The 636-nt window shown below is 71.1% G+C and carries 2 protein-coding genes; one reads left to right on the plus strand and one right to left on the minus strand.

Features of this window, described 5'->3' with window-relative positions:
* A partial coding sequence (locus IH13_RS0131395) for a LysR substrate-binding domain-containing protein (protein WP_324605207.1) occupies positions 1-329 on the plus strand: 329 nt, incomplete at its 5' end.
* 36 nt (positions 330-365) lie between these two features.
* Here the strand turns inward: IH13_RS0131395 and IH13_RS0131400 are convergent.
* The coding region (locus IH13_RS0131400) for a hypothetical protein (RefSeq protein WP_031089671.1) at positions 366-636 on the minus strand (271 nt) is incomplete at its 5' end.

A 636-nucleotide genomic window follows, 5' to 3' on the forward strand; every position in this document is an offset into this window, starting at 1 on the left:
CCGCGGTGCCCATACCGGAGTACTGGCAGCAGACACTCGTCCCCACGCACACCCCCGGCGGCCGGCCCATCCGGCGCGGACCGAAGGTGTCGTCGCTCCAGGAGGTCGCCGCCGTGGTTGCGGCGGGCGAGGCCGTCTGCCTCATCCACGGCGACGCCGCCCACTACTACCGGTGGCCCGGACTGCGGTACCTCCACCCGTACGACGCCCCGACAGGACACTGGGTCCTGACCTGGCCCACGGCGGGAGAGACGGACCTCGTCCGGGCGCTCGCGCAGGCCGCAGAGGACGCGGGACCGCGCATGGGACTCGGGAACGCCGGGCAGTGACGATCCCCCGTCTGCCCGGCAACGGCGGGGGCAGCCTCAGCAGTGCTTGGTCGCACCACCGTCGTCAAGGTTGCCGCCGTAGATCCAGCCGTTGAACTGGGTGCCCTCGATACGGGCGTGAGTCCACTTGTTGCCCTCGGAGTTGTAGACGTAGCAGTGGTAGTAGAGCTTCGCGGCGTAGACCGTGGCCACTGTGGGGCAGCCGGCGTTCGGACCGGTGCGCAGCGGTGCGGAGCTTCCCTTCACGTATCCGTAACCGGCGTCCGGGTTGGACCACCCCGGGTGGGTGCACGCCGCGGCTCCGGCG

This window comes from Streptomyces sp. NRRL WC-3549 (assembly GCF_000721935.1).
In the GTDB taxonomy this organism is placed as follows: Bacteria; Actinomycetota; Actinomycetes; order Streptomycetales; family Streptomycetaceae; genus Streptomyces.